The organism is Pseudomonas sp. S32 (assembly GCF_016648095.1).
Taxonomy (GTDB): Bacteria; Pseudomonadota; Gammaproteobacteria; order Pseudomonadales; family Pseudomonadaceae; genus Aquipseudomonas; species Aquipseudomonas parafulva.
In genome coordinates this window covers 1-13,083 of record NZ_JACVVF010000076.1, presented here as the reverse complement: position 1 = coordinate 13,083, position 13,083 = coordinate 1, and the positions used below count along the sequence as shown (strand labels likewise).

12 protein-coding genes and 1 other RNA gene are annotated in these 13,083 nt (G+C 64.6%); 4 read left to right on the top strand and 9 right to left on the bottom strand.

Annotated features, from left to right (window positions below):
• The first annotated feature begins 182 nt into the window (after positions 1–182).
• An RNA gene (gene ffs, locus IAE38_RS22890) (signal recognition particle sRNA small type) lies at positions 183–279 on the top strand.
• 63 nt (positions 280–342) lie between these two features.
• Here ffs and IAE38_RS22885 read toward each other — a convergent pair.
• Complete coding sequence (locus tag IAE38_RS22885) at positions 343–1,074, bottom strand: substrate-binding periplasmic protein (RefSeq protein WP_201219439.1); 732 nt, start codon at positions 1,072–1,074, stop codon at positions 343–345.
• A 124-nt stretch (positions 1,075–1,198) separates the two neighbouring features.
• Here IAE38_RS22885 and dnaX point away from each other — a divergent pair, with 124 nt between their 5' ends.
• The 3 genes from dnaX (at position 1,199) to recR (ending at position 4,434) form a co-directional block, all read left to right on the top strand.
• Complete coding sequence (gene dnaX, locus IAE38_RS22880) at positions 1,199–3,265, top strand: DNA polymerase III subunit gamma/tau (protein ID WP_201219437.1); 2,067 nt, start codon at positions 1,199–1,201, stop codon at positions 3,263–3,265.
• Positions 3,266–3,329: 64 nt separating this feature from the next.
• A complete protein-coding gene (locus IAE38_RS22875) occupies positions 3,330–3,665 on the top strand; it encodes a YbaB/EbfC family nucleoid-associated protein (RefSeq protein WP_023535908.1) in 336 nt (111 codons plus the stop codon).
• Positions 3,666–3,831: 166 nt separating this feature from the next.
• Entirely contained in the window at positions 3,832–4,434 is a 603-nt protein-coding gene (gene recR, locus IAE38_RS22870) for a recombination mediator RecR (RefSeq protein WP_028632159.1), read from the top strand.
• Between the two features lie 44 nt (positions 4,435–4,478).
• On the opposite strand, the gene IAE38_RS22865 is transcribed toward recR, so the two are convergent.
• The 8 genes from IAE38_RS22865 to ccoG form a co-directional block, all read right to left on the bottom strand.
• Entirely contained in the window at positions 4,479–5,027 is a 549-nt protein-coding gene (locus IAE38_RS22865; RefSeq protein ID WP_023535921.1) for an adenine phosphoribosyltransferase, read from the bottom strand.
• Positions 5,028–5,081: 54 nt separating this feature from the next.
• Complete coding sequence (gene fnrA / locus IAE38_RS22860; protein WP_028632161.1) at positions 5,082–5,816, bottom strand: Crp/Fnr family transcriptional regulator FnrA; 735 nt, start codon at positions 5,814–5,816, stop codon at positions 5,082–5,084.
• A gap of 186 nt (positions 5,817–6,002) precedes the next feature.
• Entirely contained in the window at positions 6,003–7,385 is a 1,383-nt protein-coding gene (gene hemN / locus IAE38_RS22855) for an oxygen-independent coproporphyrinogen III oxidase (RefSeq protein ID WP_060483572.1), read from the bottom strand.
• 99 nt (positions 7,386–7,484) lie between these two features.
• Positions 7,485–8,168, bottom strand: coding sequence for a sulfite exporter TauE/SafE family protein (locus IAE38_RS22850; protein ID WP_028632163.1), 684 nt, complete (start codon positions 8,166–8,168; stop codon positions 7,485–7,487).
• The gene (gene ccoS / locus IAE38_RS22845; protein WP_201219435.1) at positions 8,161–8,388 is read right to left on the bottom strand and encodes a cbb3-type cytochrome oxidase assembly protein CcoS; all 228 of its coding nucleotides are present in this window, start codon (positions 8,386–8,388) and stop codon (positions 8,161–8,163) included. The genes IAE38_RS22850 and ccoS overlap by 8 nt, the downstream gene beginning before the upstream one ends.
• Entirely contained in the window at positions 8,367–10,838 is a 2,472-nt protein-coding gene (locus tag IAE38_RS22840; RefSeq protein WP_201219433.1) for a heavy metal translocating P-type ATPase, read from the bottom strand. Before IAE38_RS22840 ends, ccoS begins: the two co-directional genes overlap by 22 nt.
• Positions 10,835–11,362, bottom strand: coding sequence for a FixH family protein (locus tag IAE38_RS22835; protein WP_060483570.1), 528 nt, complete (start codon positions 11,360–11,362; stop codon positions 10,835–10,837). The genes IAE38_RS22840 and IAE38_RS22835 overlap by 4 nt, the downstream gene beginning before the upstream one ends.
• A 15-nt stretch (positions 11,363–11,377) precedes the next feature.
• Entirely contained in the window at positions 11,378–12,793 is a 1,416-nt protein-coding gene (ccoG, locus tag IAE38_RS22830) for a cytochrome c oxidase accessory protein CcoG (RefSeq protein ID WP_201219431.1), read from the bottom strand.
• Positions 12,794–13,083: the final 290 nt, after the last annotated feature.

Here is a 13,083-nt window from a genome sequence, read left to right as displayed (position 1 = left end):
TAATTGGCCCGAAACAAGCGTAGGAGCGAGCGCAGCTCGCGATCAGCCCCCCCAAAAAAACTCCCGCCCCCCAGTCAAGTCATTGAGAAACGATGACTTTTTCTACCTCAGAGGTTGTATCTGCGCCCAGTCCCGGTACAATGGCGCCACTCGCTGCTCAGCGAGACATGTAGTGGTGGCCCTGTCGGTCCCCCCGCATTGATTACCCGTTAACCTGGTCAGGCCCGGAAGGGAGCAGCCATAGCGGGAACATCGAGTGCCGGGGTGTGGCTGACGGGGCCGCCTCCATTTCTGCCCCTTGTAAATCTCAATCCGGTGGCGTGGGTTTGAAAGGAAAGGCGGTTAGCCGCCATAGCGTTCGACCAGCCGCTCGATTTCCCCTGATGCCTTCATTCGTACCAGCGCCCGCAAAAATGCCTGTGCCGGGATGTCGGGGTCATTACGCACCATGCACCCCAGGTCCTGGTCATCCAGCACCGCCAGCGCCTGCAGTTGCTGCCCTGCAGGCGCCTGGCGGTTGAACCACTGCAAGGACAGCTGGTTGCTCACCGCATAGCGGTAGCGACCGGCCTGCAGCTTCTGCAGGGCCAGCAACTGGTTACGGCTGTCTTCACGGTGCACGCGGTTCTGCGCCAGCAGCGGTTGCAAGGTGGCATAGGTGTAGCCCAGCACCGTGCCGATGGCCTGGGGCGGCAGCTGTTCCGGGAGGCCAGGGCCGGCTTCCCCGGCGCGGGCTACCAATAGATCGCGCTGGTGAATCAGCGGGATGCTCCAGATGAAATCCTTGGGCCGGTCGATCAGCCACTGGGTGCTGACATAACAGCGCACATCAATGTCGCCGCCGTTCATGGCCTCTTCCAGCCTCAGCCTGGCCATCACGTGGTATTCGGCGCGGGCACCCGCCGCCTTGGCGGCCGCCTGCATCAGGTCGTACAGAAGGCCTTCGACCGGCTGATCGCCTTCGATGCGCACCAGTGGCATGCTCCAGCTCTCCGCCACCGAAAAACGCAGCACCGGCTGATCCGCCAGGCATTGCGCCGTCCATAACAGCAACAGGGCCAGCAAGGTTCGCAAAGCAGTTCCTCCGTGAGCCGCACAGGTGTTAGCCAAGTCTAGACCAACCAGGCAGGGTGCAATTTTGCCCCCGCTCCGCTAGCATTAGCGATCTTCCGCACTATCAGGCTACGATGGTTTTTCGATGAGTTATCAGGTTCTTGCACGTAAATGGCGTCCGCGCTCGTTTCGCGAAATGGTCGGCCAGGCCCATGTGCTCAAGGCCTTGATCAACGCGCTGGACAACCAGCGCCTGCACCATGCCTACCTGTTCACAGGTACCCGTGGTGTGGGCAAGACTACCATCGCACGCATCATAGCCAAGTGTCTGAACTGCGAAACCGGCATCACCTCCACCCCCTGCGGCACCTGCTCGGTGTGCCGCGAAATCGACGAAGGCCGCTTCGTCGACCTGATCGAGATCGACGCCGCCAGCCGCACCAAGGTGGAAGACACCCGCGAGCTGCTGGACAACGTGCAGTACGCCCCCAGCCGTGGTCGCTTCAAGGTCTACCTGATCGACGAAGTGCACATGCTGTCTACCCACTCCTTCAACGCCTTGCTCAAGACGCTGGAAGAGCCGCCGCCCTACGTCAAGTTCATCCTGGCCACCACCGACCCGCAGAAGCTGCCGGCTACCATCCTGTCGCGCTGCCTGCAGTTCTCCCTGAAGAACATGAGCCCGGAACGGGTGGTGGAACATCTCAGCCACGTGCTGCAGGCCGAGAACGTACCCTTCGAGCCCGATGCGCTGTGGCTGTTGGGCCGTGCGGCGGATGGCTCGATGCGCGATGCCATGAGCCTGACCGACCAGGCCATCGCCTTTGGCGAGGGCAAGGTGCTGGCCGCCGATGTGCGCGCCATGCTCGGCAGCCTGGACCATGGCCAGGTCTACGATGTGCTGCAGGCCTTGCTCGAGGGCGACGCGCGGGCCTTGCTGGAGGCCATTCGCAACCTGGCCGAGCAGGGCCCGGACTGGGCAGGTGTGCTGGCCGAAATGCTCAACGTGCTGCACCGCGTCGCCATTGCCCAGGCGCTGCCAGAAGCCGTGGACAACGGCCAGGGTGATCGCGAGCGGGTGTTGGCCCTGGCTGCGGCTCTGCCGGCCGAGGATGTGCAGTTTTATTACCAGATGGGCCTGATCGGGCGCCGCGACCTGCCTTTGGCGCCGGAGCCGCGCGGGGGGTTCGAGATGGTGCTGCTGCGCATGTTGGCATTCCGCCCGGCCGATACGGACGATGCGCCGAAGCCGCAGCTAAAGCCGGTGGGGATCAGCCAGGCCACAGCTGATTCCGCAGAGCCGGTGGCAGCCCAGGCCCCCGTGGCGCAGCCGGCAGTGCAGGCCGTGCCGCTTGAGCCGGTGGCGGCTGCCCCGGACGTGGAGGTGCCGCCCCCGGCCACCGCTGACCATGAGCCAGAGGCGCAACGCGACCCCGAGATAGAGGCCGAAATCGAAGCCATCTCGGTACCCGAGCCCGTCGCCGAGGTGGTCGACCTGCCCTGGGAAGAGCCTGCGCTGCCTGTCGCGCAGGCCGCTGTCCCGGCGCCTGCGCCCCAGCCCGAGCCTATTGCGCCGCCGGTTGCACAGCCGCCTGTGGCTTCCCATGACGACGCCCCGCCGTTCGACCCCGGCGCCTATGCCGCCGTGGGCATGGACCGCGACGACGAACCGCCGCTGGACGAAGACTATTACGTGGGCGAGAGTGACCCCGTTGGCTTCAGCTACCTGGACGAGCTCGCCGAGCATGTGCAGGAGGAGCCCGCCCAGCCTGCTGCCGAGCCATTGCCTGCAGCCAGGCCTGCCACCGGCCTGGCCCTGCAATGGCTGGAATTATTCCCGCAGTTGCCCGTATCGGGCATGACAGGCAACATCGCAGCCAACTGCACGCTGATCGCGGCCGAGGGTGACGACTGGCTGCTGCACCTGGACCCTGGCCAGGGTGCGCTGTTCAACGCCACCCAGCAGCGGCGCCTGAACGAGGCGCTCAACCAGCACCTGGGTCGCACCCTCAACCTGCGCATCGAACTGGTCCTCCCCGAGCAGGAAACCCCTGCCCAGGCGGCTTCACGCAAACGCATCGAGCGCCAGCACGAAGCCGTGACCTCGATCGAGCAAGACCCGTTGATCCAGCAGATGATCAAGCTGTTTGGCGCCAAGGTGCGTCAGGATACTATTGAGCCTGTAGAGGCCCTGGCCAGTCAGGGCCAATAACCGATAACCATGCAACCGGCTTATTGGCGGGCTGCATTACATGACCCAATCGAGGTACCTCCCCATGATGAAAGGTGGCATGGCCGGCCTGATGAAGCAGGCCCAGCAGATGCAAGAAAAGATGCAGAAAATGCAGGAAGAACTGGCCAACGCGGAAGTCACCGGCCAGTCCGGTGGCGGCCTGGTCAGCGTGGTGATGACTGGCCGGCATGACGTCAAGCGCGTCAGCATCGACCAGAGCCTGATGTCGACCGAGGAAGACGACAAGGAAGTGCTGGAAGACCTCATTGCGGCAGCCCTGAACGACGCTGTGCGCAAGATCGAGCAGAGCAGCCAGGAAAAAATGGGCGGTATGACCGCTGGCATGCAACTGCCACCGGGCTTCAAGATGCCGTTCTAAGGCATTTTCAGGCTCACGAGCCGCCGCTGAAACCAGCGGCGGTTTTTTTTGCGCTGTTACTGGCGTACTGCGGTCGAAATAGCCAGGCGCAGGAACAATGGCGGATTTGACGCCACTGCCCACGCTGGGTATAAACCGCCTCTTATTGATTTGTCAGGCCTTTCCCATGAGCTTCAGCCCTCTCATCCGCCAACTGATCGATGGCCTGCGCATCCTGCCCGGCGTTGGCCAGAAAACCGCCCAACGCATGGCCCTGCAGCTGCTTGAGCGCGACCGCAGCGGCGGCATGCGCTTGGCCCAGGCGCTGACCCAGGCCATGGAAGGGGTAGGGCATTGCCGTCAGTGCCGTACCCTCACAGAGCAGGACCTGTGCCCGCAGTGCGCCGACCCACGGCGTGACGATACCCAGCTGTGCGTGGTAGAGGGCCCCACCGATGTCTATGCCGTTGAGCAGGCCGGTTACCGTGGCCGCTACTTCGTGCTCAAGGGGCATCTGTCCCCGCTGGACGGCCTGGGGCCCGAGGCCATCGGTATTCCCCAACTGATGGCGCGCATCGAGGAGCAGGGCACCTTCAGCGAGGTGATCCTGGCAACCAACCCAACGGTGGAAGGTGAGGCAACAGCCCATTACATTGCGCAGTTGCTGGCCGAGAAAGGCCTGGTGGCATCGCGCATTGCCCACGGGGTGCCCCTGGGCGGTGAGCTGGAAATGGTCGATGGCGGCACCCTGGCCCACGCGTTTGCGGGCCGTCGGCCGATCTCGCTGTAACCGGGCGCGCTGCAAGCCGACCCTGCAGCACGCCGCTTGGCCGCTCAGCGCTCGCTGAGGGAAAACTCGGTAAGGCAGAAGGTGGGCACGCCTGCCGCCTGCAAACGGCGCGAGCCGTCCAGTTCGGGGAGGTCGATGATGGCTGCGGCCTCGAACACTTGCGCACCGGTGCGGCGCACCAGATTGGCAGCTGCCAGCAGTGTGCCGCCCGTTGCGATCAGGTCATCGAAGATCAACACCGAATCCCCCTCGCACAGGCTGTCGGCGTGCACTTCAAGGAACGCTTCGCCGTATTCGGTCTGATAGCCTTCGCTGAGCACGTCGGCGGGCAGCTTGCCCTGCTTGCGGAACAGGATCAGTGGCTTGTTCAGCTGGTGGGCGATGATCGAACCGATCAGGAAGCCGCGCGCGTCCATGGCGCCGATGTGGCTGAACTCGGCCTCGACGTAGCGTTCGATAAACTGGTCGGCTACATAGCGCAGCCCGCGCGGCGACTGGAACAGCGGGGTGATATCGCGGAAGATCACACCCGGTTTGGGGAAGTCCACTACCGGGCGGATCAGGGCTTTGAGGTCGAAAGCGTCGCTGTGCATTGTTGCAGGTATCCTGGGAAAACGAATGGCCAAGTATACCTGCTAAAGCGCGCCTCAGGCCTCGATTGCACCACCGGCCAGCGCGCACAGCTGGATCGGGTCCAGAATGTGCACTTCCTTGCCTTCGGCATGCAGCAGGCCGTTCTGCTGGAAGCGTGTGAACACCCGTGAGACGGTTTCCACCGCCAGGCCCAGGTAGTTGCCGATTTCGTTGCGCGACATGCTCAGGCGGAACTGGTTGGCCGAGTACCCACGGGCGCGGAAGCGCGCCGACAGGTTGACCAGGAAGGTGGCGATGCGCTCGTCGGCGGTTTTCTTCGACAGCAGCAGCATCATCTGCTGGTCGTCGCGGATTTCACGGCTCATCACCCGCATCAGTTGGCGGCGCAGCTGGGGCAGTTGCACCGACAGCTCGTCCAGGCGCTCGAAGGGGATTTCGCACACCGACGTGGTTTCCTGGGCCTGGGCCGATACCGGGTAGGCCTCGGTGTCCATGCCCGATAAGCCCACCAGTTCGCTGGGCAGGTGGAAGCCGGTGATCTGCTCTTCGCCGCTGTCGCTGAGGCTGAAGGTTTTCAGGGCGCCGGAGCGAACTGCATAGACCGAGCCGAAATTGTCACCCTGGCGGAACAGAAACTCGCCTTTTTTCAGCGGGCGACCCCGCTTGACGATTTCATCCAATGCATCCATGTCTTCCAGGTTAAGCGAAAGAGGCAGGCACAGTGGGGCCAGGCTGCAATCCTTGCAATGGGCCTGGTTGTGTGGGCGCAGTTTGACTGGCTCGGACATTTTGACTCGATCCTTGTGGGAAAGCACACATAAGCCGTAAGGGTAACCCACGAAGGAGGGTGTAGGCCAGCGTGCTCGACTATGGTACGACCCGGCGAAACCCCCGGCAGGCAACTGCCGGAGTTCCTGTGCGCTTATGGTCCGCCTGGCTGGGGCGGTTGTCCATGCGGCTGAACGCCTCGGCCGTCAGATCACCCGCGAGAAGCGCTGGCGGTTCTGCATGGCCAGGTAGGCGTCGAACACCATGCACACCGAGCGCGCCAGCAGGCGTCCGGCTGGCAGGATCCGAATGCCCTTGTCGTCCAGGCGGATCAGGCCGTCGCGCTGCAAGGTCAGCAGCTCGGGCCAAAGGTCGTTGAAGTATCCCCGGAAATCGATGGTGAAGGCTTTTTCGATAGGCTCGAAATCCAGTTCGAAGTGGCAGATCAGTTGCTGGATCACCGCCCGGCGAATACGGTCGTCGGTGTTGCACAGCAGGCCGCGCTGGGTGGCGAGCTGGGCGTTGGACAGGCTGTCCTGGTAGGTGTTGAGGTCGCTGCTGTTCTGGCAGTACAGGTCGCCGATTTGGCTGATGGCCGAAACGCCCAGGCCGATCAGGTCGCAGTGCCCGTGGGTGGTATAGCCCTGGAAGTTGCGCTGCAGGGTGCCTTCTTCCTGGGCAATGGCCAGTTCGTCGTCTGGCAGGGCAAAGTGGTCCATGCCGATGTAGCGATACCCTGCGGCGGTCAGCTGATCGATGGTGGCATGCAGCATCTCCAGCTTAGCGGCTGCGCTGGGCAGCTCGCCGGCCTCGATGCGCCGTTGCGGCATGAAGCGCTCGGGCAGGTGGGCATAGTTGAACACCGACAGCCGGTCGGGCTGCAGGCGGATCACTTCTTCGACGGTACGGGCGAAACCTTCCGGGGTTTGCCGTGGCAGGCCGTAGATCAGGTCAAGGTTGATCGAGCGGAACTGCAGGGTGCGGGCAGCTTCGATCAGCGTGCGCGTCTGCTCCAGGCTTTGCAGGCGGTTGACCGCACGCTGTACGGCGGGGTCCAGGTCCTGCACACCCAGGCTGACGCGGTTGAAGCCCAGCTCGCGCAACAGCCCCATGGTCGACCAGTCCGCTTCGCGGGGGTCGATTTCGATGCCGTAATCGCCGGAATCGTCGTCCAGCAGGTTGAAGTGCTGGCGCAGCGTCGCCATCAGTTGGCGCAGCTCCACATGGCTGAGGAAGGTGGGCGTACCGCCGCCAAAATGCAGCTGTTCAACACGCTGTTTGCCATCCAGGTGGCAGGCCACCAGCTGGATTTCCTGCTCCAGGCGCTGCAGGTAGGGCGCCGCACGGGCGCGGTCCTTGGTGATGACCTTGTTGCAGGCGCAGTAGTAGCAGATGTTGGCGCAGAACGGCACGTGCACGTACAACGACAGGGGGCGCACCGCCCGACGGCTCTCGCGCAGGGCGTGCAGCAGGTCGAACGAGCCCACCTCGCTGTGCAGTTGCACGGCGGTCGGGTAGGAGGTGTAGCGTGGCCCGGCCAGATCGTAGCGGCGGATCAGGTCGGTGTCCCAACGTAGGTCGTCGAGCATGAGGGCGGTCCCCGGAAAGAGCAGCAATGCTCCGGAGTCTAGGGGCGTCTGTAGGAATCTGTGTTGATTTGTATCAACCGCCCGCGACACGTGGCCGTTTCAATGCCCCATAAGCCAGTGCTGGTGCGGGCCGGGCAGGGTCCAGATGCCGAACAGCATCACCAGCACCCCGCCTGCTACGCGCACGCTGCGCCGTCTCAACAAAGCGTTTACCCGTTCTGCCGCCAGCCCGGTGGCCAGCAGCACCGGCCAGGTACCCAGGCCGAAGGCCAGCATCAGGGCCGCGCTGTAGCCTGCATTACCCTGGCTGGCCGCCCACAGCAGGGTGCTGTAGACCAGCCCGCAGGGCAGCCACCCCCACAAGGCCCCCAGCAGCATGGCACGGGGTACGCTGGACACCGGCAGCAGGCGCGTCGCCAGCGGCTGAATGTGCCGCCACAGCCCGCGCCCCAAGGCCTCCACCCGCGTCAGCCCGCTCCACCAGCCGGCCAGGTACAGGCCCATGGCAATCAGCAGTAGCGCCGCCGCCGTGCGCAGCACCACCGCTGCCGGGCCGCTGGCCACGGCCCAGCCGGCCAGGCCCAGCAGCAGCCCGGCGCAGGCATAGCTGCACACGCGGCCGAGGTTGTACGCCAGCAGCAGGCGCAGGCGCCTGCTGCGTTGCTCGGGGGGGATGGCCAGGGTCAGTGCGCCCATCAGCCCGCCGCACATGCCCAGGCAGTGGCCACCGCCCAGCAGGCCCAGCACCAGGGCAGAACCCAGCAGGGGGAGCAGGTCATGCACGGGGTAGTTGTTCCTCGGGTTGTTCGTGTGAGGGGGGCAGGTCGGTCGGCGGCGCCTTCACCGCTGCCTGGTGGCGCGGGTCCTGGTCGTCGAACAGAATGCTGTGGGCGGGGCTTTCCAGGTCGTCGTACTGCCCGCTGTCCACTGCCCAGAAGAAGATGTACACGGCCACGCCGACCAGCAGCAACGCCGCAGGGATCATGATATAGAGGGCGGGCATGGCGATTTCCTCACCTGGTAGGTTGCAGGGGTGGCCGGTGATGCCAGGGCCGGCTGGCGGGTCAGGCGCAGGGCGTTGAGCACCACCACCAGCGAGCTGACCGACATGCCGATGGCTGCCCACACGGGGGTGACCCAGCCAACCGCCGCGAAGGGCAACATCAGGCCATTGTACAGGCTTGCCCACAGCAGGTTCTGGAGGATATTGCGCCGCGTACGCCGGGCCAGTTCGAAGGCCTGTACCAGCGCCTGCAGGCGGTTGGACAACAGCACGGCATCGGCGCTGGTCTTGGCAAGGTCGGTGGCGCTGCCCATGGCGATGCTGATGTCGGCGGCAGCCAGTACCGGCACGTCATTCACCCCATCACCTAACATCAGCACTTTGCGCCCAGCCTGCTGCAAGGCCTTCAGCCGCTCCAGCTTGTCGTCCGGGCGCAGGCCGCCCACGGCTTCGTCGATACCCAGTTGCGCGGCCACTTCGGTGACCATCGGCGAGCTGTCGCCTGACAGCAGCAGCGTGCGCCAGCCACGGGCACGGCAGGCGGCAAGCAGGGCAAGGGCGTCGTCCCGCAGGCGGTCGTCCAGGCCGAACCAGGCCAGCGGCCCCTGGCGCCCGCCCAGCAACAGCCACTGGCCCCGGGGCTCGGGAATGGCAGGTGCCGGTGTGCCACTCAAGGCGCACACGAACGCCGCCTGGCCGATGCGCAGGCGTTGGCCGTCGACCTGCCCCTCAAGGCCCAGGCCGGGCACTGTCTGAACAGCCTCGGCAGCCCTGGCAACGCGGCCAAACGCCCTGGCAATGGGGTGCTCGGAGCGGTTTTCCAGGGCGGCGGCCAGGCTCAGGCATTCATCGGCCCCCAGGCTGCCCAGCGGGCGAATGCTGCGCAATGTCAGGCGGCCTTCGGTCAGTGTGCCGGTCTTGTCGAAAATCACCGTATCGATCTGGTTCAGGCCTTCCAACACATGGCCCCGGGTCACCAGCAAACCCAGCTTGTGCAAGGTGCCGGTGGCGGCTGTCAGCGCGGTGGGGGTGGCCAGCGACAGTGCGCATGGGCAGGTGGCCACCAGCATCGCCAGCACGATCCAGAACGCGCGGTCAGGGGCTTGCTGCCACCACCATAGGCCGATGGCGACGGCGGCCAGCAGCGAAAACAACAGAAACAGTTGCGAGGCGCGGTCGGCGATTTCCGCCAGGCGCGGCTTTTCGGTTTGTGCCCGCTCCAGCAGGCGCACAATGGCCGACAGGCGCGAGTCATGGCCCACGGCCTCGACCGCTACATGCAGGGTGCTTTCGACGTTCAGCGTGCCGCCCGTCACACGCTCCCCAGCGCGGCGCGGCTGCGGCAGGTATTCGCCCGTCAGCAGTGACTCATCCACACTCGAGCGGCCCTCGACGATGCACCCGTCGGCCGGGATCACGGCCCCGGGCAGCACCTGCACGGTATCGCCGCAGCGCAGTTCGCTGAGCAGAATGCGCTCGCTGCGGCCCAGTGCATCCAGGCGCAGGCACGAGGCTGGCAGCAGGTTGACCAGTTGCGCCGTGGCCGCAGCCGTGCGCTCGCGGGCTCGGCGTTCCAGGTAGCGGCCGGTCAGCAGGAACAGTGCGAACATGCCCACCGTGTCGAAGTACAGCTCCCCGCTGCCGGTGATAGCGGTCCAGATGCCGGCACCGAAGGCCAGGGCGATGGCCAGTGACACCGACAGGTCCATGGTCAGGTGGCGCGTGCGCAGGTCGCGGGCAGCCCCCTTGAAAAACGGCGCGCAGCTGTAAAATACGATCGGGATCGTCAGGAACAACGCCACCCAGCGCAGGATGGTGTGCATTTCGGGCGACAGGTCGATGTTGAACTCCGGCCAGGTGGCCATGGTTGCCATCATCGCCTGGAACCACAGCAGCCCGGCCACACCCAGGCGGCGCAAGGCGCTGCGGTTTTCCCGGGCCAACTGCTCGGCGGCCTGGTCCGGCTGGTAGGGATGGGCGGCATAACCGATCTGGCGCAACTGTGCCAGCACCGCAGAGAGCGGCAACTGCTGGTCGTCCCAGCTCAGCAGCAGGCGGTGGTTGGACAGGTTCAGGCGTGCCTCGGCCACGCCGGGCAGGTTGCGCAGGTGCTTGTCGATCAGCCAGCCACACGCCGCGCAACTTACCCCTTCTACCAGCAGCATGGTTTCGGCCAGTTGGCCTTCGTGGCGCACGAAAGCCTGCTGCACATCGCTGCGGTCGTACAGCGCCAGCTCATCCTGCAACTGGCGGGGCAGGGCGTCGGGGTTGGCGCTGGTTTCACTGCGGTGCTGGTAATAGTGCTCAAGCCCCCCTGCCACGATCGATTCGGCCACCGCCTGGCACCCTGGGCAACAGAATGGCCGGGGCTCACCCAGCACGACGGCGCTGAACTGGCTGCCCGCAGGAACGGGCAAGGCACAGTGAAAGCAGGGGGTGGGTTGGGTCATTGCTGGCGCTCGGCACCTTGCAGGGCTTCGTCACCCAATTGCAGGTCCACCCCGTGCTCGACCTTTTCTTCCTCGAACAGGCGCCATACCTGGCCGCCTTCGTTGCCCAGCAACTCGACGAAGCGGCGGCCGTCCACCTTGTCATCCAGTTGCCCCACGTACCGGCCCGCTTCGGCCTGGCTCAGCAGCACCTTGCGGTCTTTCTGCGGCTGGGTCGGCGAAATCAGGTTCAGCTCCAGGGTTTGCGGGTGGCTGCTGCCGGTCAGGCGCAGGTCCACCTCGCCGGTCAGTTCATCCAAGTGCACGCTGGCTTTGAGGCCCAGTTGCTGGGCCAGCAGTTCGCGGTCTAGGGAGCGGTTGATGCCCTTGCCAGCCTCGTAGTAGTTGTCGTTCACCAGGTTGTCCGGGTTGCGGACGGCGATGCTGACCATGGTCAGGCTCAGGCAGACCGAAGTGGTCAGGATGCCGATGATGATCCAGGGCCAAAGGTGCTTGTACCAGGGGCTGGCGGCGGTGGCAGGCATTGTCGTACGTCTCTCCTAGCGGATCTGGGGGCCGATGAAACGGCTCTTGGCTTCAACCTGTGCGTCGCTGTCGTCGGCGCTCTTGAGGATGAAGGTGACTTCGTTGGTGGTCGAGGGCAGCTTCTCGGGTGCCACCGATAACTGCACGGGCAGGCTGACGATATCGCCGGCGGCCACGTGAATCTCGCGTTGGCCGTCCAGTTTCAGGTCCGGCAAGCCGGCGGCGTCCAGTACGTAAACATGGTCGCGCTGGTCCTTGTTCATCACCTTGAGGCTGTACACGTTCTCGATCCGCCCCTGGGCGTTCTCGCGGTACAGCACGCGGTCCTTGCTCACGTCCAGGCCCACCAGTGGCCGGATAGCGAAGGCCGTGGCCAAGGCGCCGATCATCACCAGCAGCACGATGGCGTAGCCAATCAGCCGTGGGCGCAGCATGTGGGTTTTCTGGCCGGACAGGTTGTGCTCGGTGGTGTAGCTGATCAAGCCCTTGGGGTAGTGCATCTTGTCCATGATGCTGTCACAGGCATCGATGCACGCCGCGCAGCCGATGCACTCGATCTGCAGGCCATCACGGATGTCGATACCGGTGGGGCACACCTGCACGCACATGGTGCAGTCGATGCAGTCGCCCAGGCCCTTGGCCTTGTAGTCCACGTCTTTCTTGCGCGGGCCACGGGTTTCGCCACGGCGCGGGTCGTAGGACACGATCAGGGTGTCCTTGTCGAACATCACGCTCTGGAAGCGCGCATAGGGGCACATGTATACGCACACCTGCTCGCGCAGCCAGCCCGCATTGCCGTAGGTGGCGAGGGTGAAGAAGCCGACCCAGAAGTACGACCAGCCATCAGCCTGGCCGGTGAAAAATTCGATCACCAGTTCGCGTATCGGCGCGAAGTAGCCGACGAAGGTCATGCCGGTGACGAAGCCGATCACCAGCCACAGGCTGTGCTTGGCCAGCTTGCGCACGAACTTGTTGCCGCTCATGGGCGCCTTGTCCAGCTTCATGCGCTGGTTGCGGTCGCCCTCGGTGACCTTCTCGCACCACATGAAGATCCACGTCCACACGCTCTGCGGGCAGGTGTAGCCGCACCAGACGCGCCCGGCGTACACGGTGATGAAGAACAGGCCGAAGGCGGCAACGATCAGAATGCCCGACAGCAGGATGAAGTCCTGGGGCCAGATGGTGGCGCCAAAGATGTAGAACTTGCGCTCCGGCAGGTCCCACCACACTGCCTGGTGGCCGCCCCAGTTCAGCCACACGGTGCCGAAATACAGCAGAAACAGCGCCGCGCCGCCTACCATGCGCAGGCGCCGGAACAGGCCGGTGAAGGCGCGGGTGTAGATTTTTTCGCGCGAGGCGTAGAGGTCGACGGAGTCCTTCCCTTTGCTGGCAGGCGGGGTTACGTCATGTACCGGAATGTGCTTGCTCATCATCATGTCCCACGGCAGTGGAGAAACGCTGCGGCCAGTGCATGCCGGCTGCAGTCTCGCGCAATCTGCTAGCGCTCTGCGGGCCATGATACGCCGGTGATGGCACGCAGTGGTCGCGTTGCGACCTTATGCCGCATTGGGTTAACGCCATGAATCGTGATATGGCGAGTGTCAATTGATCCAGGTCATCAGGCGGCGAGAAATGCGTGGCTGTACTGGCCTCTTCGCGGCTGAAGCCGCCCTCACAGAGGCCCGCACCCACCGCAAAAAGGGTGGGGGCTGTGTGGGGC

Bases quoted from the DNA above. Each gene is read 5' to 3' on its own strand.
- IAE38_RS22875 (WP_023535908.1), top strand. From the start codon at position 3,330: ATGATGAAAGGTGGCATGGCCGGCCTGATGAAGCAGGCCCAGCAGATG.
- IAE38_RS22840 (WP_201219433.1), bottom strand. From the start codon at position 10,838: ATGACCCAACCCACCCCCTGCTTTCACTGTGCCTTGCCCGTTCCTGCG.
- IAE38_RS22865 (WP_023535921.1), bottom strand. From the start codon at position 5,027: ATGCACAGCGACGCTTTCGACCTCAAAGCCCTGATCCGCCCGGTAGTG.
- IAE38_RS22835 (WP_060483570.1), bottom strand. From the start codon at position 11,362: ATGCCTGCCACCGCCGCCAGCCCCTGGTACAAGCACCTTTGGCCCTGG.
- ccoS (WP_201219435.1), bottom strand. From the start codon at position 8,388: ATGCCCGCCCTCTATATCATGATCCCTGCGGCGTTGCTGCTGGTCGGC.
- dnaX (WP_201219437.1), top strand. From the start codon at position 1,199: ATGAGTTATCAGGTTCTTGCACGTAAATGGCGTCCGCGCTCGTTTCGC.
- fnrA (WP_028632161.1), bottom strand. From the start codon at position 5,816: ATGTCCGAGCCAGTCAAACTGCGCCCACACAACCAGGCCCATTGCAAG.
- hemN (WP_060483572.1), bottom strand. From the start codon at position 7,385: ATGCTCGACGACCTACGTTGGGACACCGACCTGATCCGCCGCTACGAT.
- ccoG (WP_201219431.1), bottom strand. From the start codon at position 12,793: ATGAGCAAGCACATTCCGGTACATGACGTAACCCCGCCTGCCAGCAAA.
- recR (WP_028632159.1), top strand. From the start codon at position 3,832: ATGAGCTTCAGCCCTCTCATCCGCCAACTGATCGATGGCCTGCGCATC.